Origin of the sequence: Pseudophaeobacter sp. 1A16562 (assembly GCF_041008785.1) — a bacterium.
In the GTDB taxonomy this organism is placed as follows: domain Bacteria; phylum Pseudomonadota; class Alphaproteobacteria; order Rhodobacterales; family Rhodobacteraceae; genus Phycobacter; species Phycobacter gallaeciensis_A.
Window position 1 is genome coordinate 435894 of sequence record NZ_JAXGFT010000001.1, and the last position, 24803, is coordinate 460696.

General features: G+C 62.3%; 19 protein-coding genes. 3 read left to right on the forward strand and 16 right to left on the reverse strand.

Features of this window, described 5'->3' with window-relative positions; translation table 11 throughout:
- Window positions 1-5: 5 nt before the first annotated feature.
- The 9 genes from SM764_RS02130 to SM764_RS02170 all read right to left on the reverse strand — a co-directional run bounded on the left by SM764_RS02130 (window position 6) and on the right by SM764_RS02170 (window position 11897).
- On the reverse strand, window positions 6-1685 hold the full coding sequence (locus SM764_RS02130) for an ABC transporter ATP-binding protein (RefSeq protein ID WP_369000891.1): 1680 nt from the start codon (window positions 1683-1685) through the stop codon (window positions 6-8).
- A gap of 5 nt (window positions 1686-1690) precedes the next feature.
- The gene (locus tag SM764_RS02135) at window positions 1691-2773 is read right to left on the reverse strand and encodes an ABC transporter permease (protein WP_369000892.1); all 1083 of its coding nucleotides are present in this window, start codon (window positions 2771-2773) and stop codon (window positions 1691-1693) included.
- Between the two features lie 85 nt (window positions 2774-2858).
- Window positions 2859-4226, reverse strand: a complete 1368-nt coding sequence (locus tag SM764_RS02140; RefSeq protein WP_369000893.1) for a CmpA/NrtA family ABC transporter substrate-binding protein — start codon at window positions 4224-4226, stop codon at window positions 2859-2861.
- Window positions 4227-4499: 273 nt separating this feature from the next.
- Window positions 4500-5675 carry a CmpA/NrtA family ABC transporter substrate-binding protein gene (locus SM764_RS02145; RefSeq protein WP_369000894.1) on the reverse strand — a complete coding sequence of 392 codons (1176 nt, stop codon included), beginning with the start codon at window positions 5673-5675 and terminating at the stop codon, window positions 4500-4502.
- A complete protein-coding gene (locus SM764_RS02150; RefSeq protein ID WP_065272431.1) occupies window positions 5672-6256 on the reverse strand; it encodes an ANTAR domain-containing response regulator in 585 nt (194 codons plus the stop codon). Before SM764_RS02150 ends, SM764_RS02145 begins: the two co-directional genes overlap by 4 nt.
- A gap of 216 nt (window positions 6257-6472) precedes the next feature.
- Entirely contained in the window at window positions 6473-7438 is a 966-nt protein-coding gene (locus tag SM764_RS02155; RefSeq protein WP_369000895.1) for an ABC transporter ATP-binding protein, read from the reverse strand.
- Entirely contained in the window at window positions 7435-9321 is a 1887-nt protein-coding gene (locus SM764_RS02160) for a dipeptide/oligopeptide/nickel ABC transporter permease/ATP-binding protein (protein ID WP_369000896.1), read from the reverse strand. The genes SM764_RS02155 and SM764_RS02160 overlap by 4 nt, the downstream gene beginning before the upstream one ends.
- Window positions 9318-10265 carry an ABC transporter permease gene (locus tag SM764_RS02165; RefSeq protein ID WP_065272428.1) on the reverse strand — a complete coding sequence of 316 codons (948 nt, stop codon included), beginning with the start codon at window positions 10263-10265 and terminating at the stop codon, window positions 9318-9320. Before SM764_RS02165 ends, SM764_RS02160 begins: the two co-directional genes overlap by 4 nt.
- Before the next feature lie 57 nt (window positions 10266-10322).
- The gene (locus SM764_RS02170) at window positions 10323-11897 is read right to left on the reverse strand and encodes an ABC transporter substrate-binding protein (protein ID WP_368947333.1); all 1575 of its coding nucleotides are present in this window, start codon (window positions 11895-11897) and stop codon (window positions 10323-10325) included.
- 91 nt (window positions 11898-11988) lie between these two features.
- Between SM764_RS02170 and SM764_RS02175 the strand changes: the two genes are divergently transcribed.
- The 3 genes from SM764_RS02175 to SM764_RS02185 all read left to right on the forward strand — a co-directional run bounded on the left by SM764_RS02175 (window position 11989) and on the right by SM764_RS02185 (window position 18549).
- On the forward strand, window positions 11989-12654 hold the full coding sequence (locus tag SM764_RS02175) for a DUF1028 domain-containing protein (protein WP_368947334.1): 666 nt from the start codon (window positions 11989-11991) through the stop codon (window positions 12652-12654).
- 295 nt (window positions 12655-12949) lie between these two features.
- Entirely contained in the window at window positions 12950-17404 is a 4455-nt protein-coding gene (locus tag SM764_RS02180; RefSeq protein WP_369000897.1) for a LamG-like jellyroll fold domain-containing protein, read from the forward strand.
- A gap of 290 nt (window positions 17405-17694) precedes the next feature.
- The gene (locus tag SM764_RS02185; protein WP_369000898.1) at window positions 17695-18549 is read left to right on the forward strand and encodes a DMT family transporter; all 855 of its coding nucleotides are present in this window, start codon (window positions 17695-17697) and stop codon (window positions 18547-18549) included.
- A 24-nt stretch (window positions 18550-18573) separates the two neighbouring features.
- Here the strand turns inward: SM764_RS02185 and SM764_RS02190 are convergent, their stop codons facing one another.
- The 7 genes from SM764_RS02190 to SM764_RS02220 form a co-directional block, all read right to left on the reverse strand.
- Window positions 18574-18933 carry a DUF5368 domain-containing protein gene (locus SM764_RS02190; RefSeq protein WP_274827529.1) on the reverse strand — a complete coding sequence of 120 codons (360 nt, stop codon included), beginning with the start codon at window positions 18931-18933 and terminating at the stop codon, window positions 18574-18576.
- A gap of 13 nt (window positions 18934-18946) precedes the next feature.
- Window positions 18947-20263: an NAD(P)/FAD-dependent oxidoreductase gene (locus tag SM764_RS02195; protein WP_369000899.1), complete on the reverse strand. Its 1317-nt coding sequence runs from the start codon at window positions 20261-20263 to the stop codon at window positions 18947-18949.
- 64 nt (window positions 20264-20327) lie between these two features.
- Complete coding sequence (locus SM764_RS02200; RefSeq protein WP_369000900.1) at window positions 20328-20765, reverse strand: DsrE family protein; 438 nt, start codon at window positions 20763-20765, stop codon at window positions 20328-20330.
- 20 nt (window positions 20766-20785) lie between these two features.
- A complete protein-coding gene (locus SM764_RS02205; protein WP_369000901.1) occupies window positions 20786-21772 on the reverse strand; it encodes an SLAC1 anion channel family protein in 987 nt (328 codons plus the stop codon).
- Between the two features lie 80 nt (window positions 21773-21852).
- The gene (cydX, locus tag SM764_RS02210) at window positions 21853-21990 is read right to left on the reverse strand and encodes a cytochrome bd-I oxidase subunit CydX (protein WP_274827525.1); all 138 of its coding nucleotides are present in this window, start codon (window positions 21988-21990) and stop codon (window positions 21853-21855) included.
- Window positions 21991-22003: 13 nt separating this feature from the next.
- Window positions 22004-23167 carry a cytochrome d ubiquinol oxidase subunit II gene (gene cydB / locus SM764_RS02215; protein WP_369000902.1) on the reverse strand — a complete coding sequence of 388 codons (1164 nt, stop codon included), beginning with the start codon at window positions 23165-23167 and terminating at the stop codon, window positions 22004-22006.
- Window positions 23168-23172: 5 nt separating this feature from the next.
- Complete coding sequence (locus tag SM764_RS02220) at window positions 23173-24786, reverse strand: cytochrome ubiquinol oxidase subunit I (RefSeq protein WP_369000903.1); 1614 nt, start codon at window positions 24784-24786, stop codon at window positions 23173-23175.
- Window positions 24787-24803 lie beyond the last annotated feature (17 nt).

Below are 24803 nucleotides of genomic sequence, written 5' to 3' on the forward strand. Positions count from 1 at the left end.
GGTCCTCACTCCGCAGCGACGGCGCTCAGCGCCGGTTTTTTCGGTTTCGCGCCATGCTCGTATTCCTCAAGGAAATCGAGCACCTCTTGCCGGTAGGTGTAGTAATCCGGGTGTTCGAGCAGCGCCTTGCGGGTGCGTGGGCGCGGCAGGTCGACCTCAGTGATCTTGCCGATGGTGGCCTGCGGACCGTTGGTCATCATCACCACCCGGTCAGCCAAAAGGATCGCCTCGTCCACATCGTGGGTGACGCAGATGGCAGTGACCTTGGTGCGAGACCAGACCTCCATCAGCACCTCTTGCAGTTCCCAGCGAGTCAGGCTGTCGAGCATCCCGAAGGGTTCATCCAGCAGCAGCAATTTCGGCGACAGGGCAAAGGCGCGCGCAATGCCCACCCGTTGCTGCATCCCGTTGGACATGTCGCTGGCCGGGCGGTCCATCGCATCGGCCAGGCCGACGCGCTCCAGATAGTATTCCACCACGTCCTGGCGTTCGGCGCGGCTGGCTTTGGGGTAGACCTTGTCGACACCGATGGCGCAGTTTTCCCGCGCGGTCAGCCAAGGAAACAGGTTCGGCGACTGGAACACCACGGCGCGTTCGGGATCGGCGCCCTCCACATGGCGGCGGTCCAGCTTGATCGCCCCCTTGGAGATCGGGTTCAGACCCGCCGCCATGGTCAGGACAGTGGATTTGCCGCAGCCCGAGTGGCCGATCAGCGAGATGAACTCGCCCTTGTTGATCTTGAGGTTGAAATCCTCGACCACGGTGAGCGGCCCCTTCGGCGTGGGGTAGATCTTGTGCAGTTGCGAGAATTCGAGGAAGCGTTCCTCGATCGCGCTTTCCTGGGCCTTGGCCACCGCAGACGGCAGGCCATGAATCGGGGTGACATCCGGCAACAGGCGGGTGCCTTCGACCTTGGATTCGATGCCAACCTCCATCAGGTAGGAGGTGACCTGGCTGCGCAGGGATTTGAACCCCTCGTGGTGGTTCATCTCGACCCGGTCGCGCGGGCGGGGGATGGTGACACGGAATTCCTCGCCCAGGGTGCCATCGGGATTGAGCGCAATGATGCGGTCGGCCAGAAGGATCGCCTCATCCACGTCATTGGTGATCAGGACGCAGGTCTTCTTGTCCGCCTCCCAGATCGCCTCGATCTCATCCGCGAGGTTGGCGCGGGTCAGCGCATCAAGCGCCGAAAGCGGCTCGTCCAGAAGCAAAACCTCGGGCGACATGGCCAGGGCGCGGGCAACATTGACCCGCTGGCGCATGCCCCCCGACAGTTCCGCGGGGCGGCGGCTGGCGGCATGGGACAGGCCAACCATCTGGATGTAATGGGCGACCTTGGCGTCCTTTTCCGCCTTGGGCATCTTTGGATAGACCGTATCGACGGCAAGGCGCACATTGCCTGCCACGGTCAGCCAAGGCATCAGCGAATAGCTTTGAAAGATCACGCCGCGTTCCGGGCCGGGGCCGTCGATCTTCTGGCCGCGAAAGCTGACGGTGCCTTTGGTCGGGCTGTCGAGCCCCGCCATCAGGTTGATCAGCGTCGTCTTGCCAGTGCCGGAAAAGCCAAGCAGCACGAGGAATTCGCCTTCCTCCACCTCAAGGTTGATGTTCTTCAGCACATGGGTTTCGCTGGTGCCGGTGCCAAAGCTTTTGGAGACGTTGTCGAATGTCAAAATAGCCATGGCGATCACCGGTTGTTCGTGAAGGTGAACAGGGACTGCAGCGCAAACATCACCCGGTCCAAGAGGAAGCCGATGATGCCGATGGTGAAGACGGCCACCATGATCTTGGCGAGCGAGCTGGAAGAGCCGTTCTGGAATTCATCCCAGACGAATTTGCCAAGACCGGGGTTCTGCGCCAGCATTTCGGCGGCGATCAGCACCATCCAGCCCACGCCCAGGGACAGGCGCAGCCCGGTAAAGATCAGCGGCAGCGCCGAGGGCAGCACCAGCCGGGTGATCTTGGTCCAGGTGTTCATTTTCAGGACCTTGGAGACGTTCACCAGATCCTTGTCGATGGAGGCAACGCCCAGCGCGGTGTTGATCAGCGTCGGCCAGAGCGAGCAGAGCGTCACGGTGATGGCCGAGATCAGGAAGCTCTTGGAGAACAGCCCGTCATTGGTCGCATAGACGGCCGAGACGATCATGGTGACGATCGGCAGCCAGGCCAGCGGCGAAACAGGTTTGAAGATCTGCACCAGCGGGTTGATGGCGGCATTCGCCGTGGGCGACAGACCTGCCGCGATACCCAGCGGCACGGCAACAGCGGTGGCGATCAGGAAGCCAAAGAACACCGTGCGGATCGAGGTCCAGATCTGCTGGTAATAGCTCGGCGCGCCGGTATAGGCGACGGTCTTGACCTCATCGGCGCGGCCTGCGGCGATCAGTTTCTCGTTGCGCTTGGCCAGCATGGCTTCGAATTTTTCGCGCTTGGCCGCCTTGGCCTGCGCGTCTTCATGCAGGTTCACCACCTCGGCCCAGACCTGCGCCGGACCGGGTACTGCGCCAAGCGAGGTTTGCACCTTCGGGGCCAATGTGCCCCAAAGCAGCAGGAAGGCGAGGATCGCGATAAGTGGCACGGCCAGAAGGCGCCAGATTTCCTTGACCTGAGCCTGTGGGTTGTCGCCTGCAACCGCTTTCAGGATCGGAGTCATCCAGACAAGGCCCAGAACCTGGAACCATTTGTCGGCGGTGTTGATCTGGGTGAACAGCCTTGCGCGCCGGGCTTCGCGCTCCTCGGCGGCGGCAAAATCGGGGTCGGTCGTGGTCATCGGAAGAGCCTTTCGGAACCGGAGGTACAACGGAGAGAGGGGAGATGGAGCGCGCCGCTTCAGGCGCGCTCCGGGTCAGGAGAGGTCAGCCTTCCACACCGGCGCCCACGACAACCTGCTCACCCTTCAGGCCGATCGGCAGGCTTTCGAGGTAGGCGTTGGGGGTGCGGCCATCAAAGGCGATGCCGTCGATGATATCCTCGGCCGGGGTCGCGGCCTTGTAGCCATCGCTGTCCCAGGGGAAGTCGGCACTGTCGGCAAGGCCTTCGTCGACCAGCATCTTGGCCGCGTCCAGGTAGATATCCGGACGGTAGACCGATTTGGCGACCTCGTCATACCAGCTGTCGGGCTTGGCATCGGCGATCTGACCCCAGCGGCGCATTTGCGTCAGGTACCAGACGGCATCCGAATAAAAAGGGTATGTGGCGTTGTAGCGGAAGAAGACATTGAAATCGGGCACTTCGCGCTTGTCACCCTTTTCATATTCAAAGGTGCCGGTCATCGAGTTGGCGATGACGTCGTAATCTGCGCCGACGTATTCCGGGCGGCTCAGGATCTCGACCGCTTCGGGACGGTTTGCGTTGTCGTTCTCATCCAGCCAGATGGCGGCGCGGATCAGGGCCTTGGTCACGGCGCGGGTCGTGTTGGGGTATTCTTCGGCAAACTCGGCGGTGATGCCAAAGACCTTTTCCGGGTTGTTCTTCCACAGCTCGTAATCGGTGACCACCGGAACGCCGATGCCCTTGAATACAGCCTGCTGGTTCCAGGGTTCGCCCACGCAGTAGCCGTTGATGGTGCCCGCTTCCAGCGTGGCGGGCATCTGCGGCGGCGGGGTCACGGACAGGAAGACATCGGCGCCGATCTGACCGGTCACATTTTCCGGGCTGTAATAGCCGGGATGCAAACCGCCAGCGGCCAGCCAGTAGCGCAGTTCGTAGTTGTGCGTGGAAACCGGGAAGACCATGCCCATGTTGAAGGGCTTGCCTTCGGATTTATACTGTTCGACCACCGGCGCCAGCGCCTCGGCAGAAATGGGATGCTGCGGGCGACCGTCATCCATGGTGGGGATGTTCGGTTTCATCATGTCCCAGACTTCGTTGGAGACGGTGATGCCGTTGCCGTTCAGATCCATCGAGAAGGGCGTGATGATATGTGCCTCGGTACCAAAGCCGATGGTCGCGGCCAGCGGCTGTCCAGCCAACATATGTGCGCCGTCCAGCTGCCCGCCGATGACGCCATCCAAAAGAACCTTCCAGTTGGCCTGCGCTTCCAGCGTGACGAACAGGCCTTCGTCGAGGAAATAACCCTGTTCATAGGCCACGGCGAGGGGCGCCATATCGGTCAGCTTGATAAAGCCGAAGGTCAACTCATCTTTTTCAAGTTCCAGTGCTTCGGCAAAGGCCGGGCTGGTCAGAGCGGTGGAGGCCACGAGGCCAAGCATCAGTTTTCTCATCTTCTTCCCTTTCGGTAAGGCCCGGTCGGAGGAGGATGGAACCGGGCAAACGCAAAACAGGCCGCTACGCTACGCGCCGATGGTTTCGGCGGTGCGAGAGCGGCCCTGCTCAGAATATCCCTGTCAGTGGGAGAATTTCGGACCGGTCCACCCCGTTGTGAACCGATGTCCTCATCTTGCGGCAGCGCAGCATGATCGCGAAGAAAAAACGAAAATCTGATCGGGATTTTCCCAACCAGGACGGCCTGGGCGGGATTTCTGCCCAATAAGTGATCAATCCAGGGCCTCTGGGTCAAAAATCCGACCATCAAAGAACACATCTGGCATCAGGCACAATTCGCCCCGCGTCGAGGCCACCGCCGTTTTGTGTCGAATCGCACCTTCCAGTTTTTCGGAGGCCCCCGGCATATCCACTCCGGCTTCGCTCAGTAGGCTGCGGTGCAGATCCGCGCGGAAAACCCGGGCGACCTCATCAAGGGAGGGCGAGGCTGCGGCCTCATGGGATTGTTGCAGACGATGGGCGATCCATTTCGCCTGACTGCGCCACGGAAAGGTGGCCGCGCCGTGGTGGAATTCGACAAAACTGTCGACCCGGCGCTGCTCGCCCCGATCCGAAACGGTGAACTGCCCCGATAGGGCTCGGTCAATCAGTTCCGGCGACACATCAAGATAGTTCTTGCGCGACAGGATCTCTCCGGCGGTGCTGCGACTTTCGGGTTTGGCCAGCCAGCGCCCAGCCTGCCACAACGCGCGCATCATCCGCCCCAGAAGAGCCGGTTCGCTCTCGGCCCATTCGGTTTTGACGGCAAGCACCTTTTCCGGCGCAAAGCCCCAGATCGCCTTGCCGGGCAGCAGCAGCGCCCCTGAGCCCTGATCCACCGCGACCGATCCCCAGGGTTCACCGACACAGAAGGCATCCACATCGCCATTGGCCAGCGCAGTCGCCATCAGCGGCGGCGGCACCGTACGGATTTCAATCCCCCCAGCCCCAAGGGCAGTGCCTTCACACCAGTAGCGCAGCAATTCCACATGCATCGAGAACGGAAACGGCACGCCAAAAACAACCGGGCCGGAGCGTACCTCGGCCAGCGCTGCGGCGGCCTTCACCGGGTCGGCGAAATCAAAACCATAGCCAATGTCCCGCAACCGCTCTTCCAGCGCACGGCCAACACCGATGACGTTTCCATTGACCGACAGGACCGACACCGCCGAAAGGTCTGTCTTCACCCCGCCCAGCCCCATGGCCATCGCAACCGGCACCGGTGACAGCATATGGGCGGCCTCGACCCGGCCAAAGGCCAGCATATCCCGTACAGACGACCACGAGGGCGCGGCGATCAGGTCCAGCGCAATCCCTTCGGACTCGGCAAATCCCATTTCCTGCGCGATGATCAGCGGCGCAGCATCGACCAGGGGCATATAGGCGACAGGTAGGTGGCTTCGCTTCATCCCAAGAGCCCCGAAGCCGTGACCAGCGCCTCTGCCACGTCCGGCACCCGGCGTCCCTGATCCATCGCCGTCTTGCGCAGCAGCGCATAGGCGGCGTCTTCATCAATGCCCTTTGCCTTCATCAGCAGCCCCTTGGCTCGGTCGATGACCTTGCGCTCTTCCAATGCCCGCCGGGTTTCGGCCAGTTCGTTGCGGATCTGGCGCACCATGCGAAAGCGAGCAATGGCGGTGTCCATAACGGGTTTGATCCGGTCCGGCGCCAGACCGTCTACCACATAGGCCGATACGCCCGCCTCGATCGCGGTCTGCGCCAACCCGCCGGCGGGGCCGGACACGAACATGGCCACCGGCCGCTCCAGAGGCCCGGAGGCCAGCGTCAGTTCCTCCAGCATGTCACGGGTCGGGTTGTCGATGTCGATCAGAACAATGTCGGGATCATGGGCCGCAATCTTGCGCGCCAGGGCACTGGAATTGCCGATCACATAGACATCGCACTCGGCGGTATCCTTGATCGCATCGACAACGGCAATTGCACGATCACGATCTTCCTCGACAACAACAACTGTCAATCTGGCACTCATTATTCCCGCTAGGGCGAACCCTGCTGGCTCCGCAAGCAGCCGCAGTGCCGCAGGCCAGCGCCAGAGCCGCGGCCGGACGCCGACCACGGGTGAGTGCTCATTTTATTGGCGGTAACGTCAAAAATTCAGCAGACGACAAACCTGTGCGGGGCGCATATCACCCCCGGCTATCCAGCCCTATCAGGGACCTACTGCCATGCGCCGCGCGCCAGGGTTTCAGGCCGTTTCAGACAGCGGATGATAGCAGGCAGCCCAGACCCCGTCCGATTGCTGCTCAAGCGGCGGCGGCGCCTGCCTGCATTCAGCGCTGGCGTAAGGACAACGGGCGCTGAAGGCGCAGCCCGGCGGCGGGTTCAGCGGATCGGGCAGTTCGGTCTCGCGTCCCTCCGGCGCCACCAGCGCACGCCCGACAACCGGGGCGCTATCCGCCAAGAGCTTGGTATAGGGGTGTTTCGGCTGGGCAAAGATCTGCTCCGCCGGGCCGACCTCGACCACCGCGCCGAAATAGAGCACGGCAACGCGGTCGCTGACTGCCTCGACCACAGCCAGATCGTGACTGATGAACAGGTAGGTCAGCCCGAACTTTTGTTTCAGATCAGCCAGCAGGTTCAAGACCTGCGCCTGCACCGAAACATCCAGCGCCGAGACCGGCTCATCCAGGATCAGGATCCGCGCATCCGCCGCCAGTGCGCGCGCGATGCCGATCCGCTGCGCCTGCCCGCCAGAGAATTCATGCGGGTAGCGGTCAAGGAACTCCTCCCGCAGGTTCACCGCGGCAAAGATTTCCCGGATCCGGGCGTCTCGCTCCTCGGCAGACATGCCATGCAGGTGCTTCAGCGGCGCTTCCATGATCTGGCGGATCGTCTTGCGCGGATTGAGGCTGCTGATCGGGTCCTGAAACACATACTGGATCTTGCGGCCAAACACCGCCGGATCGGCGGCGTCCAAGGGCGCACCGTTGATTTCGATCGTGCCGGTGGAGGGCGGCAGCAACCCCACAAGCATCCGCGCTAGGGTGGATTTACCGCAGCCCGACTCGCCGACGATCCCGAGTGTTTCGCCCTCTTCAACAGAGAGCGACAGGGGCTGCACCGCGCGCACCATCCCCTTTGCCGGGCCGAACAGACGCTTGCCCACCGGAAAGGTCTTGCTGAGGTCGGTCAGTTTCAGAGCCATCGTCATGCGCGTGCCTCCTGCAGGGTGTCTTCGGGGGCGATGCACCGCACCCGGTGGTCAGCGCCATGATCGGCAAGCAAGACATCCGCTGCGCGGCAGCCGTCCTGTGCCTTGTGGCATCGATCCGCGAAGGCGCAGCCCTGCGGCAGCCGATCAACCGCAGGCGGCAGCCCCGGGATCGCGGCCAGCTCGCGCCGCCCCTGCCCCAACTCGGGCACGCAGGCCATCAGCCGCGCCGTATAGGGATGCGCAGGAGCGTTGAGGATCGTTTCACTGGGACCTTCTTCGACGATCCGGCCCGCGTACATCACCGCGACCCGGTCGCAGATCTGCGCCACCACGCCGAAATCATGGGTGATAAAGATGATCGCCAGCCCGCGTTCGCGCCGCAGGTCATCGAGCAGAGACAGGATCTGCGCCTGCACCGTCACATCCAGCGCGGTGGTCGGCTCATCCGCGATGATGACCTCGGGATCGTTGGCCAGCGCCATGGCAATGCCAACCCGCTGCCGCATGCCGCCCGACATCTCATGCGGGTAGCTGTCCACGCGCTGCTCAGCATTGGGAATGCGCACGGATTTCAGCAGCTCGATAGCATGGGCACGCGCCACGGCCCGGTCCGTTGGGTGGTGCGCGCGCACCGCCTCGATCAGCTGATCGCCGATGGTGTAAAGGGGGTGCAGCGTCGCCAGCGGATCCTGAAAGATATAGGCGATCCGGCTGCCGCGCAGGCTCCGCAGGGTTTCATAGGGGGCACCAATCAGATCCTCGCCCTTGTAGTGGACGGCGCCGCCGGTGATCACGCCGGGGGGCGAGGCCACCAGACCCATCACGCTGAGTGCTGTGACCGATTTGCCCGAGCCGCTTTCGCCGATCACACCCAGACATTCGCCGGGCTGAACCTTCAGATCCACGCCGCCCACGGCCTTGTAGACGCGGTCCTTGACCTGGAATTCGGTCTTGAGCCCGCGCAGCGCCAGTAGAGCATCATCCGACGCTGCCGGAACCGGACCTGACCGCTCAACACGAGTGGTGGGCATCGGCCGCGACAGCGCGCCGGACTTCAGCCGGGGATCCAGTGCATCGCGCACCCCGTCGCCCAAAAGGTTGATCGCCATGACAATCACGAGGATCATCGCCCCCGGCACAATCGAGGTATGCGGGTTCGAGATCAGCGCCGCGCGTGCCTCGCCCAGCATCGAGCCGAGGTCGGCCTGCGGCGGCTGTGAACCAAGACCGAGGAAGCTGAGGCCGGCGGTTTCAAGGATCATCCAGCCGACCGTGGTGGACATCGCGATCACGATCACCGGGATCACGTTGGGCAGCACTTCGGTCAGGATGATCCGCCAGTCGGTCATACCGGACAAGCGCGCCGCATCGACGAATTCCTTGTGCGCGATGCCCACGGTGATGCCGCGGATGTTGCGCGCGAAAAAGGGGATATTGACAGCGGCGACGGCGATCAACGCATTCATCAGCCCCGGCCCCAGCGCCGCAACGATGGCCAGCGCCAGCAGGATATAGGGAAAGGCCATCAGCATATCGACGCCGCGCATGATGATATTGTCGGTGCGCCCGCCATAGAACCCCGCCACGATGCCAATCGCAGCGCCCAGAGTGGCGGCGATCACCGCGGCGGCAAATCCCACCGCCAGCGACAGGCGGGTGCCCCACATCAAACGGCTCAGCAGATCGCGGCCCAGATGATCGGTACCCAACAAGCCGCCCTCTGACAGCGGCAGTTTGAACCGGTTTGCCGTATTGGTCACATCCGGATCAGCCAGCGGCAACAGCGGCGTCACCAGCGCCAGCAGCACGACGACGCCCATCACGATCAGCCCGCCAAGGGCAAGCCGGTTGCGGGCGAGAAGCGAAAGAAAGCTCTTCATGTCTTGATCCTTGGATCCAGCATGCTCTGGGCGACATCGACCGCGATGTTGAACAGCACGTAACAGGCCGCCACAAAGACCACGCCGCCCTGCACCAGCAGGATGTCGCGTTTCAGGATGGCATCGACCAGCATCCGCCCGACACCCGGCCACTGAAACACCATTTCGATATAGACCGCGCCCGACAGCACAAAGCCCGCCTGCACCCCCAGAACCGGGATGATGCCGACCATGGCCGCGCGCAGAGCGTGGCGCCAGATCACCGAGCGTTCATGGACGCCCTTGGCCCGCGCGGTGCGGATGAAATCCTGCCGCAGCACCTCCAGCATGGCCGAACGCGACAGCCGGGCAATCACCCCGGTCGCCACCACCGCCAGCGCCAGCGCGGGCAGGGTCAGATGGCTGATCAGCGCAGAGAGATCGCGGGCGCCGTAGATGGGCCACATGCCCGACACGGGAAACCAGCGCAGCTTCACGGCAAAGATCAGGATCATCATCATGCCAAGGAAGAACGACGGGATGGAAATCCCCAGAAGCACGGCAAAGGTAATCGCCTTGTCCGCCAGACCGTATTGGCGCGCGGCGGAAACAACGCCCGCAGCAATGCCAAGAATGGAACACAGCACAAAGGAGGTACCAGCCAGAACCAGAGTGGCGCCAAAGCGGTCCAGCACCTCGTCCAGCACGGCACGGTTCAGAGAGAAGCTGCGGCCGAAATCACCCTGCAGCATATTGCCAAGCCAGATGAAATACCGCTGCACCATCGGCTGATCGAGACCCAGATCCCGGTTCAGTTTCTCAACATTCTCCGGCGTGGCATAGGAGCCCAGAATAGCCGTGGCCGGATCACCGGGGATCATCGCCATGATGACAAAGACGATGATGGAAATACCAAACAGCACAGGTATCGCCGACATCAGCCGTTTCAGAATATAGCCCGCCATGGCGCGTCCCTCCTGAGTGGCGCCGCCGCAGGATCAGCTGCGGCGGCGCCTTGTTTCTTATTTCTTGGCCACGTCATCCAGCAACAGGAAGAACGACGGCTGCAGGGCAAACCCTTCGACCCGATCAGAGGTCACCGCGTTCTGCTTCCAGTTGGCGACAAAGACCCACGGGGCGTCTTCCTGCACGATGGTCTGCATTTCGCGGTAAAGCTTAGCGCGCTCCTCCTGATCGGTGGCAGCACGGGCGGCTTCCAGCAGTTCATCCACCTTGGGGTTGGAGTAATAGCCGGAGTTGAAGCCGCCTTCTTCGGGCCACGCGCTGGTGCGCAGCGCCAGGAACGGCAGGGTGTCCGGATCGTTGGTCATCCAGGCCATCTCGGCCATGTCGGCCTTGCCTTCCAGACCGGGGTTCACCTGGCCAAGGAAGGTATTCCATTCGTAGGTTTCGATTTTCACGTCAAACCCGACAGCCTCAAGATCGGCCTGAATGGCGGTGCCCATGGCCAGCGGATCCAGCATGCCCGAGCCACCTTCGGTGACGTAGAAGGTCAGTTCCGCCCCTTCGGCGCCCGCGTCAGAGATCAGTTCCTTGGCCTTGGCCGGATCATAGGGATAGGGTTCCAGTTCCTCGTTATAGGCCCAGGCAAAAGCCGGAGGCGTCGGACCGGCGGCGACTTCCGCGGTGCCTTCCAGAACGTCATTCACGATCGCGGATTTATTGATCGCATAGTTCGCCGCCTGACGTACGCGCTTGTCGGCAAAGGGGCCTTCCTTGGCATTGAGGATCAGGAACCAGACGTGCGGGCCAGCCTGTTCGTGCACGGTGTAGGCGTCGCTCTGGAATTCACCCAATGCTACCGGAGGCACCTCGACCATCAGGTCGATCCCGCCCGCCAGCATTTCCGCAGTGCGGGTGTTGGCATCGGTGATCGGGCGGAACACAACCGCGTCCAGCTCGGCCGCGCCATCCCAGTAATCGGCGTTCTTCTCGATGACCACCGCCTCGTTCGAGCGCCATTCGGCGAATTTGAACGGACCCGTGCCGGACGGGTTGCGACCGAAATCGGCGCCGTGTTCGGCCACGGCAGCGGGCGAAACGATCAGGCCGGTCGGATAGGCCAGGTTCGACAGGAACGGAGCATAAGGCGCGTTGAGCGTGAATTTCACCGTCAGCGGATCGACAACCTCGACCTCTTCCACGGCGGAAAAGAAGAAGGCCAGCGGGAAGGGACCGGTGTTGTGATAGGGGTGATTTTCATCCAGCATCCGGTCAAAGTTGAACTTGACCGCCTCGGCATCAAAGGCGCTGCCATCGTGGAAGGTCACGCCCTCGCGCAGGGTGAAGGTATAGGTCTTGCCATCCTCGCTGATGTCCCAGGCCGTGGCCAGCGCCGGTTCAATTTCCAGCGAGCCATCCTTGTAACGCACCAGACCGTCATAAACATTCATCAGAATACGGAAGTCATTGACGGCGGTGACCGCAGCGGGGTCCAGCGCCTTCGGCTCGGCAATCTGGCCGACAATCAGGACACCCGGCGGCGTCTGAGCAGCCGCAGAAAGCGGGGAAAGGGCGAGTGCCGTTGCTGCGCCAGCAGCCAACATCGCCCTGCGGGTCAGTTTCAGCAGAGTCATGAGCGGGTCCTTCCCTGTTTATTTATCATAATGAATTGCATTCACGCAAATTATCATGATAAATACAAGGGAAATGTGATTGGACCCTGAAATGACCTTCTCGATTTTGACATACGACCGCAAAACAGGCGTTTTCGCTGCGGCGGCCGCCACTGGCAGCCTTTGCGTGGGCGGCTGGGTGCTGCGGGGGGATATCGAATCGGGTCTTGTGGCGTCTCAAGGCACGGCGCCCAGCAGCTTCTGGCGCGATGACGTGCTGCGGGCCATGTATCAGGGCGAGGACGCCGAAACCGCAGTCACCCGTGTCACCAGCGCCGATCCGGGGCGTGGGCACCGGCAGCTCACCGCGCTGGACCGGCAAGGGCGCACACAGGGCTTCACCGGCGATCAAAGCGTTCCCTATGCCAGCCATATCGCGGAGCTGGGTCTTGTCATCGCCGGCAATATGCTGACCGGTCCCGAGGTTCTGGAAGCGATGAAGACAGCGGCGCAAGCAGAAGCCCTCTCGCCCGCCGAACGCATGCTACGGGTGCTGACCGCCGCAAAAGACGCAGGCGGCGACAGCCGCGGGCTAAAGTCCGCAGCCCTGCTGGTGCTGGAGCCGGAGCGCCCGCCACTGGATCTGCGCATCGACCAGCACGACAACGATCCGATCTCGGCGCTGGAGCAGCTTTGGCAGAAAACCTGCCAGTCCCCCTATTTCGACTGGTTGGCCGAGGTCCCCGTGCTGAACGACAAAAGCCGCGCGCCGCAATAGACCGCGCCACAATCGCTCCTGCAAAGGCTGAACCACGGGCTTCACGCTGACGCATTTACGCTGCGCGCAACACGTTTTCGCCACATTTCCGCCGCAATCGCTAATTGGTTAATGGCACTCTTGCCCATGCGCGGCATGGTTTCAGGGGTTTAGCCCCTTGTTGCATGTTTTCGCCGATCCCGGACGCAATGGCCCAACGCCACTTTGCCGCCACCTTTGGCGCGACATTGCCCGATAAACTTCTCCCCAACAGCAACCACAGAACATAGGCTAAAGCAAAAAGAGGACCCTGAGCATGGTCGCGAATACCCCGACTCCGGTTTTCACGAGAGAAGCCGACCGCATTTATTCCGGCGCGCAGGAAGATATCCTGAACATCCGCCATTCCGATGCCTATGAATCCCGCGCGGCGACGGTTTCGCTCAGTTTTTCTCTGGACCGGCTGCCGGGGGAAATGGCGCTGATCTCCAAGGATGGCAAAGGCGACGGGAAAGGTGATTTCACCCTCTGGGTCAAGGATGGCACCCTGCAGCTCAGCCAGTCGGACGGGGCCGAGACCGAATACCTGAAGGTGCCCGATCTCGTCCTGTCGGCGCAGACCAAATACCACATCTCCGTCAGCTTTGGCAGCGATGGGATGATGATCTGGCTCAATGGCGCGCTGGTCGCGGCAGAACCGGAGTTCAAGCAGGGCCTGCAACTGAACGATCATTCGCTGGTGGTCGGCGGCAGCCGGGCCTGGCGCGAGGGGCAGGACGACGACGCCCATTCCCTGTTCAAGGGCACTATCGGCGATGTCATGATCTTTGACCGCCAGCTGGGTGCAGACAGCCAGTTGGCGCTGGTCGAAGCCGCCGGAGCCGAGTTGGCCATGGGCGCGCAGATGCAGGCCGCGATGGCGGATCTGGCGCCGGTCTTTGGCCAACTGCACGGCGCCAGCGACACCTTCCTCGATATTCTGGCGGATTACGGCGTCAGCGCCCATGGTCACATGGAGAGCCACCTCAACATGATCAGCCGCAATGGCGGCGACAACCGCGTTGCAGGCACCGGCGGCGCCGATGGCATCAACGGCGGTGGTGGCAACGACCGGGTCAAGGGCAAGGGCGGCGCCGATGTGCTGCAGGGCGGCTATGGCAATGACCGCCTTTTGGGCAGCGGCGGGCATGACGTGCTGGATGGCGGCCACGGCGAGGACACGCTGAAAGGCGGCGGAGGCAACGATCTGCTGATCAGCCGCGCTGACGGGCGCGAAGGCGCCATCTATTATGACCCCGACCGCGACGAGGGCGATCCGCTGAACGAGCTGACCGATGGCAAGCTCTATCCCGACCAGCCAATCCCGGCCGATGATCTTCTGATCGGCGGGCGCGGCGCCGACATCTTCTATTTCCAGACGCTGATCAACGCCAAGGAACGCTATATCGAAAAGCACACCCGCGACGACGGCACCATCAACTGGCACGGCGTTGCGGGCGAAAACGACAAGCTGCACGACCATTGGGTCGATATCCTAGGCAACGACGTGGTGCAGGATTTCAGCCGCGCCGAGGGTGACAGGCTGGTGATCGAAGGGCACACCACCCAGATCGCCTCGATCACCTATGGCGATGCTGATGGCAACGGGGTGATGGACCATTCGGTGATCGCGCTCTACTCGGATCAGGGCAACAACGGCGGCGCCCATAATGACGACCGGCTGGGCACCATCACCGTCTACGGCGATCTGGTAAAACGCTCTGATATTGAGCACACGGCGGCCCCGGCCTATGGCATCGTCAAATCCATCGACGATCTGGAAGAGGCCCTAGCCCCGCTGGACCCCGGCACCAACAGCGGCCCGATCCGTGCGCCCGGGTCCCAGCTTCCCGATGCCGCCGGGCTCCCCCTATCCGAAACCCGCATGCCAGTACTTTCCATGCCCGGGACCCATGTCTTGAACGGTGAAGAGGGCGATTACCTCAACGCGGGCCATCTGGACAGCCTTTCCTTACGCGCGGCGACGGTTTCGCTCAGTTTTTCACTGGACCGGCTGCCAGGGGAAATGGCGCTGATCTCCAAGGATGGCAAGGGCGACGGGAAAGGCGATTTCACCCTCTGGGTCAAGGATGGCACCCTGCTGCTCAGCCAGTCGGACGGGGCCGACACCGAATACCTGAAGGTGCCTGATCTCGTTCTGTCGGCTCAGACCAAATACCACATCTCGGTCAGCTTTGGCAGCGATGGGCTGATGATCTGGCTCAATGGCGCGCTGGTCGCGGCAGAACCGGAGTTCAAGCAAGGTCTGAAACTGAACGATCATTCGCTGGTGGTCGGCGGCAGCCGGGCCTGGCGCGAGGGGCAGGACGACGACGCCCATTCCCTGTTCAAGGGCACCATCGGCGATGTCATGATCTTTGACCGCCAGCTGGGTGCAGACAGCCAGTTGGCGCTGGCCGAAGCCGCCGGAGCCGAGCTGGCCATGGGCGCGCAGATGCAGGCCGCGATGGCGGATCTGGCGCCGGTCTTTGGCCAGTTGCACGGCGCCAGCGACACCTTCCTCGATATTCTGGCGGATTACGGCGTCAGCGCCCATGGTCACATGGAGAGCCATCTCAACATGATCAGCCGCAATGGCGGCGACAACCGCGCCGTCGGCACCGGCGGCGATGATGGCATCAACGGCGGTGGCGGCAACGACCGGGTCAAGGGCAAGGGCGGCGCCGATGTGCTGCAGGGCGGCTATGGCAATGATCGCCTATTGGGCGGCGGCGGCCATGACGTGCTGGATGGCGGCCACGGCGAGGACACGCTGAAGGGCGGCGGGGGCAACGACCTGCTGATCAGCCGCGCCGACGGGCGCGAGGGCGCCATCTTCTACGACCCCGACCGCGACGAAGGCGATCCGTTGAACGAGCTGACCGATGGCAAGCTCTATCCCGACCAGCCAATCCCGGCCGATGACCTGCTGATCGGCGGGCGCGGCGCCGACATCTTCTACTTCCAGACGCTGATCAACGCCAAGGAACGCTATATCGAAAAGCACACCCGCGAAGATGGCACCATCAACTGGCACGGCGTTGCAGGCGAAAACGACAAGCTGCACGACCACTGGGTCGATATCCTCGGCAACGATGTGGTGCAGGATTTCAGCCGCGCCGAGGGCGACAGGCTGGTGATCGAAGGGCATACCACTCAGATCGCCTCGATCACCTATGGCGATGCTGATAGCAACGGGGTGATGGACCATTCGGTGATCGCGCTCTACTCGGATCAGGGCAACAACGGCGGCGCCCATAATGACGACCGGCTGGGCACCATTACCGTCTACGGCGATCTGGTGAAACGCTCCGATATCGAGCACACAGCCGCTCCGGCCTATGGAATCGTCAAATCCATCGACGATCTGGAAGAGGCCCTGGCCCCGCTGGACCCCGGCACCGACAGCGGCCCGATCCGCGCGCCCGGATCCCAGCTGCCAGATGCCGCGGACCTTGGATATGAAACGGATGCATCAGCGGTATTCGCCGTGGCGGGCAGCCACGCGTTTTCCGCCGCGGACCGGTCGGCCTATGTATTCGACCACACGGACAGTCTCGCCTTGTCCCGCGGCACCATCGCCTTCCGTTTTTCCGCAAACAGCTTGTCGAGCTACCAGACACTGATCTCCAAGGATGCATCGGACTACGGTCAGGGCGGGCATCTCTCCGTCTATATAGACGCAACCGGCGAGTTGGTCGTGCGACTTCAGGACGAGACGGAATCGCATTACCTTATCGCCAGCAACGCGATCACCGTCGGTGAGGAATATGATTTCAACCTCAGCTTTGGCGCGGACGGTCTTGAAGTCTACCTGAACGGTGCACGCATCGCCTATGATCCGGAGGTCCGCATAGACTGGAGCCAGAACACCGAAGCCCTGATTGCCGGGGCATCGGGCTGGAGCAACACAGCTGGCGAGACCGACAACCTCAACAGCTACTTTGACGGAACGATTGAAAATCTTGCGATCTATGACGAGGCCCTGACGGCGCAAGAACTGTTCGGTAACGCTCAGCGCGCGGACTACACTTATTTCGACGGCAGCATCGACCGGTTTGACTTTGGCCGGGGCGAGTCCGGCAGCGTCGTGGTCAGCCGCGGCAGCACCGAGACAGAGCTGACCGGAGGAACCGGATTTGCCGCCTTTGATGGGCTGACGGTGCGTACGGCGGATATCCAGATCGGCTCGCGCAGCGATGATGAGATGCGCGGCGGTGACGGCGCCGATGTGCTGAACGGCAAAGGCGGCAACGACCGGTTGATCGGCATGGGCAACGACGATCTCATTCTGGGCGGGCGCGGCGATGACACTCTGTACGGCGGCGATGGGCGCGACACCCTTTTGGGTCAGGCGGGCGATGACAAGCTGCAGGGATCGGACGGTCAGGACGTGCTGCACGGCGGTGATGGCCATGACACCCTTTTTGGCGAAGAAGGCAATGACCGGCTGTACGGCGGCCTTGGCGATGACACCATTTATGGCAGTGTCTGGAATGACGCCGGTTCGGACAACAAGGACCGGGCGATGTTCGACGGCAACTTCTCCGACTTCAGTTTCGAAAGCGGAACCTACTTTGAGTCAAACCGGGGGCAGGACGTCACTTGGCTGGCGGTGACGGATGCCGCCAATGGCGGCCGGGATGGATATTACGAAGGACGTGATATGCTGATCGATATCGATCTTCTGGTCTTTGCAGACCAGACCGTCGCCTTCGACGATCTTCTGTAGACCGCGCTTGCAGCGAACGGCCGGTCCCGGAGTGCACTTGCCGGTATGCGCCTGACGGCGAACTGATCTGCGCACTCCGGCTTTGCATTGTCGGGGCTGATCATCCTATATGAGCACACAAGCGGCGTTGGCGCCGCTTGGATTTGCCTTTCCGGCCTTGCTTTCCGAAATGCATTTCTATCCTTACCCGTCTTAGAAGGCGCTGAAATATTGCTGAAAAACAATCGGTTCGCATGGTCCATGCCGCAGCGCCACGGTGACGCGACGGGGTTTTACACGGGGACCACCCAATGAGCCTGCAAAGCCGCGCCATTTTGCTGATGATCAGCGCGATCTTCTGTTTTTCGGTGATGGATGCCACAGTCAAGGCACTGGCGCCCAGCGTTGGCGTTCTTCCAGCGCTCTGGGCGCGCTATGCGGGGCAGATGCTGCTGGTGCTGGTGATCGTTCTGCCCCGGCTGAAACAGGTGGTGCGCACCCAGTATCCAGCTCTGCAATTCCTGCGCTCTGTGCTGCTAATGAGCGCGACGGCCTTCTTTTTCACCGGCCTGAGCAAGATCCCCCTGACGGATGCTGCGGCGCTGATGTCCACCAATCCTGTGCTGATCACCCTTGGCGCGGCGCTGTTCCTGGGCGAGGCTTTGGGTGTGCGGCGCATCGCCGGGATCGCGGTGGCCATGATCGGCGCGATGATCGTCATTCGCCCCGGCAGCGATGTGTTCAGCCCTGCCGCGCTTTATCCGCTAGCGGCCGCGTGCTGCTATTCCGGCTATGCCCTGCTGACGCGCCGGGTCGGCGCCGATGAAGACGTCTGGACGTCGCTGTTTTACACCGGGCTGGTCGGCACCGTTCTGCTGAGCCTTGCGGTGCCCTTTCAATGGCAATCCCCGGATCTGTTCGGGATCGGCCTGATGATCATCATCTCGCTGGCCGGGACCATCGGGCAACTGGCCCTCATTCAGGCGTTTTCCAAAGGCGAAGCGGCAATGCTGGCGCCGTTTTCCTATTCCGGGCTGGCCTTTGCTGCGGTGTGGGGCTTTGTGTTCTTTTCCGAAGTCCCGGATTTCTGGACCATCTTCGGCAGTGTCATGATCGCCGGCGCCGGGCTTTATGTCTGGTATCGCGAGAATTACCGCAAACGCTGAGACACCCGGCGCCAGAGAGGAAGGCTATCTGCGCTCTGCGGCCGGGGGCCAGAGCAGTGACTGCACCGTGTAGACGAGGATCGCAGCACCAACGGCCCCGCCCGCAGCAACCCCCAGAAGCACGATCAGATCGACCGGCCCGCCGATATTGGCCAACTCGGAATGCGTCATCACCAGCACGAACCACACCGCAAGCACCGCCCCCACCGGCATCGACAACTGCGCCAGCAGGAACTTGTGCCAGCTGATCTTGCGATCCCGGATCAACACGTAAACGTATCCCAGCGTCACAACGGCCGCCAAGCCGACCATAGCCCAGAACAGGCCGCGACCAAAAATCTCTTCGAACACCGCAATCAGGGTTCCAACTGTCAGGTCTTTCATCGCCTCTTCCTCCTCAGGCCCGGCCACGCAGCATGGCGTTATAGGTGGCCTTCAACGCCACTTCCTTCATCAGCCAGCTGATCCACAGCTCCTCAAGCGGGGCGATGATCCCGGGGAAGGACGGCACAAGATTGTCGTTGTAATCAAACTCCACCAGCATGGCCCGGCCGATCTGGGTGATCATCGGGCAGGAGGTGTAGCCATTGTAGGTCTCGGTGGGGTCAATGCCGGTGATGGCCGCGACAAGCCCGTCCTCGACCACTGGCACCTGCCATTTCACGCTGGCGGCGGTCTTGCCCTTGGGAACGCCCGCCACATCACCCAGCGCCCAGATCTCGGGATAGCGCAGGTGGCGCAGGCTCGCCATGTCGCATTCGACCCAGCCCTGATCAGTCCATTTGTCAGCCCAGCTCAGACCGGACTGGCGGACAACCTCAGGCGCGCGTTGCGGCGGGATGACATGGATATAGTCGTAGTCCAGTTCGACCGAACCATCCGGGGTCGAAAAGCGTGCCCGGCGCCGGTCGGCGTCGATGCCTTGCAACTGGTGCCGCATATGGCTGGTGATGCCACGGTCCCCAAACAACATGCGCACCTTCTCGGCAACGATGGGCACCCCGAACAAAGAGCTCTGCGGCGCTGCGTATTGCACGTCGATCTTGCCGCCGTTGCCCGCCCGTTTGGCGATATCATCAATCAGGAAAGTGTGCTTCAGCGGCGCGCCCGCGCATTTCATCTCGGTTTCGGGGCGGGTGAACAGGCCAACGCCGCCCTCCTCAGTAAACTTCGAGGCGGCCTGCCAGGTGCGTGCCGCGTATTCCGGCCCGGCATAAAGCGCGCCAATGCCGTTTTGCCCGACCGTATCGAGCGAGAAGCCTTCGATGGCGTCGTGATCCAGAACCAGCCCCGGGGCCACAACCAGGAAGTCATAGGCCAGCGACTGACCGCTCTCGGTGGCGACGGTCTTGGCCTTCGGGTCGATCGCGGCGGCTTTTTCCGGGATCAGGGACACGCCGTCCGGCAGCCAGTCGCCGGTCTGACTAAGCACGTAATCCGCAGGCTTCAAACCGGCGGCAACCAGTGTCAGGCCGGGCTGGTACAGGTGCTCCACGCGCGGATCCAGAAGAGTGATCTCGGCGCCCTCAAGGCGGCGCACCAGCCGGTTGGCCAGCGCCGTACCACCGGCGCCCGCGCCGATGATGACGATCCGTGCCTTTGTGGGGACCGGCGTGCTGGCGCTGGCCTGCGCCCCAAGCGCCGCCGCCACGCCCGCCGATGCCGCAAGGCCAAAGAGCTGGCGGCGGGTGGGGTTCGTTATGGATTTCGTCATCATCTCTCCTCCGAAAGGGAACTGTGGGCCTGCGCGCCGGGTCCGCGCGCAGACCGGGCGCTGGTCAGTAACTGGCGATCCGCGCGCCCGGGGCGATCATGGCGCTGGCCATCGCCGGGGGTTTGGCAACAGTCACGCCATCCAGCAGGACCGATCGGTCGGCGCCGCGTCCCGGCAGGTAGATCGCGCAGACCTCGACCTTGGCGCCGGGCATCGCGGCGATTTTCTGCATCAGGCCCTGCGGGCTCATGCCTTTGGGCGGCTGCGGGGCGGTGGCCGCATCCGGCGCGTCTTTCAGCGCAAGATCCCCGGCCGGGCCACAGAGCAGCACATGCTGCGCGACGCCCTGTTTGGCAGCCTGCATGGCCAGAACCATCGCCATCAGCTGGGTCTGGGGCTCGGGCGCGGTCAGGATCGTCACCAGCGTCTCGGGCTTGTCCTGCGCCACAGCAGGCGTGCAAAGGCCAAGGGCGCTGATCGCTGCAATTGCAAGTTTTTTCATGTCTGAAGTCCTTTCCGGGATCACTCAGGTTGACAGATTTCCCCGCGCAGAACGGCGCGGACCGTGCGGTAGACCAGCCCACCGACGATGAGGCACAGAACGCCGACACCGACGTTTCCGGCCAAGGTATGCAGCGGGCTGGAGATCAGGATTCCAAAGCGCAGCGTCGCGATTGTCAGCGCCGCAACCGGAAAGCTGAGCGCCCACCAGGACAGGGCAAAGGGCAGGCCGCGCAGCTTGGCCACCTGGGTCGCGGCCAGCGCCGTAAAGACCAGCGCCGCGCCGTAAAGGATCCGCGCAAAGGCATCGATCACGTCGCCATTCAGTTGCAACCAGGCAAGGAAACCAACCGCGGGCGGGGCGATCAGGATGGCCAGGGTCGGCACCATGCGTCCGGGCAGCGGATCGTGGAACACCAGCCGGTTCATCACCAGCACCAGCAGCACGATCCAGAACACCAGCCCCGCCGAGAAGAACACCCAGGAGGTTTCCGGAAATCCCAGCTGCACACCCGCCACCGGCGCGACCACGTTGCCCACTGCCGGGATGAACCAGGCAGGCGAGATATGGATGGTCTGAAAGGCCCGGTGCCCGATCCAGTTCGACAGCACCGCCAGCGTCAGGATACCCTGCCCCAGCGCGCCGATCAGCCAAACCAGCCGCGCCAAATCCTGTGACACAGGCTGCAGGGCGGTGGCGATCAGCAACAGGGAAATTGAAACAGCGGGAAAGAATGCCAGTTTCACCGGATGCCGCCATTCGGCCAGAATCGCCTGCGGATAGCGCATAGCCTTCAGCGCGTAGACCGCTGCCAGCACGGCAAAGACCAGAACCGTCGCGACCAGTGCCGTGCGGCTGGCGGCTTGCATCCCCGCCGCATGCAGCGCAAGCGTCAGCCCCGACAGCCCCATGACGGCGGCGAAAAAGGGCACCGGAAAGTGCTGGAGCCTCGGCTCCGCAGCCGCAGGATCGGCTGGGGTTTCGGGGGTCTTGGGATCAGCGGTCATCACAGGTCTCCGCAGAAGGTTGGGATCAGGTCCGGAACCGGCAAGGCCGGATCCAGCTTGCTTTGCGTGTGGACGCAGGCTCAGCGCTTATGCTCTCCCACCGGGCACTCCCCCTCTTCCGCGAGGCAGGCATCGGTGCGCAGCTCCAGCCACATGGCGTTCAGGACGGCAAAGAGAGCAGCGAGGGGCAGGCCAAGAAGCCAGGCAAAATACCACATGATATCAACTCCTTCAGTATAGCGTGTCGGCGTTTTCGGTGACGTCTGCCTCGGTGACCTTGCCCCAGAGTACTTTGTAGACCCACGCGGTGTAGGCCAGGATCAGCGGCATGAAGATCGCGGTGACCACCAGCATGATGAACAGGGTCTGATGCGAGCTTGAGGCATCCCAGACGGTCAGCGAGCTGTTCGGGTCCACGGTCGAAGGCAGGATGAACGGGAACATGGTCAGACCGACCGACGCGACAATCCCGGTGATCGCCATCTTTGACCACAGAAGCGTCGAGACCTCGTGCCCCGCCTTCAGCCCGCGTATCGCCATGGCGATCCCGGCAAAGCCCATCAGTGGCGCAACCACGATCCAGGGCCGCGCGACATAGGCCGCAAGCCAGCTGCCTTCTCGGGTTACCTGCGAATACAGCGGATTGGACGGGCCGTTCGCCACCACATCGTTCACCAGCGCAAACCCGTCGATGCCAACCGCCAGCCACAATCCGGCAAGCACATAGCCCCCTGCAGCCACCATTCCGGCCACGGTGCCGATGCGGCGGGCGCGTTCAGCGATCACGCCTTCGGTCTTGAGCGTCAGCCAGGCCGCGCCATGCATCAGCAGCATCGAAAAGGACACCACACCGGCCAGCACCGCAAAGGGATGCAAGAGACCCAGAAACTTGCCGTAGAAGCTGCCTTCGTACATCGGCATCAAGTCCGCAGTCAGGAAGAAGGGCACGCCAAGCAGCACATTGCCCACCGCCACGCCGAACAGCAGCGCCGGAACCGCGCCTCCGGCAAACAGCGCCCAATCCCAGCGCGTGCGCCATGTGGTGCTGTCGCGTTTGGAGCGATACTTGAACGCAACCGGACGCACGATGAGGGCCGCGAGCACCACAAACATCGCGAGATAAAAGCCCGAGAAGGACACCGCATAAAGTGGCGGCCATGCAGCAAAGATCGCGCCGCCGCCGAGGATGAACCACACCTGGTTCCCTTCCCAGACCGGCCCAACGGTGTTGATCACCACGCGGCGTTCCACATCCGTCTTGGCGACAAAGGGCAACAGTGCGCCAACGCCCATGTCGAACCCGTCGGTCAGGGCAAATCCGATCAGCAGCACGCCCAGAAGCGCCCACCAGATGATCCGCAGCGTGTCAAAATCGATCAGTTCATGAAGGATCATAAGTCTTACTCCGCAGAGGTTGCAGGGGCGGCAGCATCACGGCCCGCACCGCGCAGGCGCGCTTCGTGCTGGTCCTGCCAGGCTTCGGTCTCGGCAACGTCCTGAAACGGACCTTTGCGGATGTATTTCACCATCAAGCTGACTTCGATTACGAAGAGGATCGTGTAGAAGATGACGAAACCAGCGAGGGTGATCAGCAGATCCGCAACGCTCAGATGCGAGGCCGACAGGGCCGTCGGCAACACACCATCCACCGTCCAGGGCTGGCGCCCGAACTCGGCCACGAACCAGCCAAGCTCGGCCGCGATCCACGGGGTCGGAATGATGGCAACAGCGGCATAAAGCGACCAGCGCGGGAAGCGCATGTTGCAGAAAGACGCCCGGTAGAAGAAGAAAGCCATCACGCCGATAAAGCTGAAGCCCAGCGCGACCATCAGGCGGAAGGCCCAGAACAGCGGCCCGACGCCCGGAATGGTATCCTCGGCCGCCATGGCGATCTGCTCTTCGGTGGCGTCACGCGGATCGTCCACATAGCGTTTCAGCAGGTAGGCAAACCCCAGATTGTCTGAGTTCTGCTCAAAGATGAACCACGCCTCGGCCGGGATATTGCCGCGGTTTTCGCGGATGGTCATCAGCGCGTCATAGGCGATGACACCATGGCGGATACGGTCTTCGGCCTCAGCCACCAGATCGTTGATGCCGGGGATTTCCTTGGTCAGGCTGCGGGTGCCAATCAGACCCATCGCCCAAGGGATATGCACCGCGTAATGGGTCTCGCGGGCTTCCTTGTCAGGCAGGCCGAACAGGGTAAAGGGCGCAGGCGCCGGTTCGGTTTCCCACATCGCCTCGATCGCGGCGAGTTTCATTTTCTGGGTGTGACTGGCGGAATAACCGGATTCATCGCCCAGTACGACCACCGACAGTGCCGCCGCCAGACCAAAGGACGAGGCCACCGCGATCGACCGCCGCGCCAGATCCTTGTGCCGGTTCTGGATCAGATAGAGCGCCGAAACCCCCAGAACAAAGACTGCGGCGGTGACATAGCCCGCGCTGACGGTATGCACGAATTTGGCCTGCGCCACTTCGTTGAACACCACATCAAAGAAAGAGGTCATCTCCATCCGCATGGTGTCAGGGTTGAACTCTGCGCCGACCGGATTCTGCATCCAGCCATTGGCGATCAGGATCCACAGCGCCGAAAAGTTCGACCCGATGGCGACCAGCCAGGCCACCACCATGTGCTGTACCTTCGACAGCTTGTCCCAGCCAAAGAAGAACAACCCGACAAAGGTCGCCTCCATGAAGAAGGCCATCAGCCCCTCAATCGCCAGCGGCGCACCGAAGATGTCACCCACGTAGTGGCTGTAGTAGCTCCAGTTCATACCGAACTGGAATTCCATGGTGATGCCGGTGGCGACGCCAAGGACAAAGTTGATGCCGAACAGGGTGCCCCAGAACTTGGTCATCTGTCGCCAGATGGGGCGGTTTGTCATGACGTAGACAGTCTCCATGATCGCCACGAGGATCGACAGACCCAGCGTCAGCGGCACGAAGAGAAAGTGATACATGGCCGTCATCGCAAACTGCAGGCGCGACAGCTCGACCAGTCCGATCTCCATGATGCGAATCCTTTCCA